Here is a 1216-nt window from a genome sequence, read left to right as displayed (position 1 = left end):
CTAGGCCCTTAAAAGAAAAAATCAAATTTTTAACAAAGGTTATTATTATTAAGGCGAAAAACCATTAAGCCGTTAAATGAAAATGCAAAGGGTTCATATACAATTATGTTAATTACGACCCGAATTGCTAGTTGATTATTTAGACATGACTTGATACCCGATAGAATATCTTAAAGTCTCTGGTTCCAGTGATTTAGCTGATTTTAACAGTAAAGAATACGCTAAAAGTATCATCTCTAATCTCAATTGAAAACCTTGAGGCGAACGACTTTTACAACGCTCAGCTCCTAGATTTGTCAAAAAAGAGAAAACTCGCTCAATCACTTTTCTACGTTTTGAAAAATTAGGGAAAAGGATTTTCTTTTGCTTCATGTTCTTCCTGACAGGTGTAATTAGATCAATTCCTTTTAATTCCAGCCTATCATGCAGTGACTGACCTAGATATCCCATATCTCCAAGGACTGTTGGTGTCCCAAATTGACTCAACACTTCCTCGGTCATTGAACGATCAGCCATTGAAGCAGGAGTAATTGTGTAGTCTATGACATAGCCTGATTCACTGACTAAAGCATGACATTTACATCCATAGAAGTACTGTCCCTTTGTAGCATTGTAGCCAACATTGGCATAATCTCCAAGAACTTTGCTTCTGAAATTACGAATAGGCTGACACAAAGGAATGGGGAAGCTATCAATAATGGATACACTCATTCCTTCAACCTCTTTAAAGACGAGTGCTTGGCGAATGACTTGGATACTCGGTAAGAGGGCATTACAACGGCGGACAAAGCGAGAATATTCTAGGAAATTAGGAAATAAACTTTGAGCCAATTGGTGCTTAGCTTTAAGCGTTTCACTAAAATGCAGTACGCCCCATAGGTAACAAGCGATAACTAAGCAATCTGATGTTGCGAGATGGACGTTCTTTCGGTTTTGAACCTCAAGGGGAACACTCGTTTGATAAAGCGTCTCAATGGTTGTCAGTAAATAAACAAAAACTTTTGGAAGTGTGCTATTATAAGTCATATAAGTCGTGCGCTTTCTAATGCTTAGTGGTTTAAGATTAGGATAGCACGACTTATTTATTTTCCAATGAAATTAACTAGCAATTCGGGTATATAAAAGTATTGCTTGATGTATTTCTGAAAAATTGTAATTTTTCTGAAAGTAAAGTTGAAAAACCATACTAAATGATTAAACTTATATCTTTATTTAT

Annotated in this window: 1 protein-coding gene; it reads right to left on the bottom strand. The window is 35.9% G+C overall.

Features of this window, described 5'->3' with window-relative positions:
- Nucleotides 1-135: 135 nt before the first annotated feature.
- On the bottom strand, nucleotides 136-1026 hold the full coding sequence (locus tag ABT294_RS50755; RefSeq protein ID WP_350813752.1) for an IS982-like element IS982B family transposase: 891 nt from the start codon (nucleotides 1024-1026) through the stop codon (nucleotides 136-138).
- Nucleotides 1027-1216 lie beyond the last annotated feature (190 nt).

It is taken from the genome of Nonomuraea sp. NPDC000554 (genome assembly GCF_040300065.1).
GTDB lineage: Bacteria > Actinomycetota > Actinomycetes > Streptosporangiales > Streptosporangiaceae > Nonomuraea.
The sequence above is the reverse complement of the archived record's forward strand: the minus strand, read 5'-3'. Positions and strand labels throughout refer to the sequence as shown.

What these genes read in the sequence shown, in the direction of transcription:
- ABT294_RS50755 (WP_350813752.1), bottom strand. Translation starts at nt 1,026, where the DNA reads ATGACTTATAATAGCACACTTCCAAAAGTTTTTGTTTATTTACTGACA.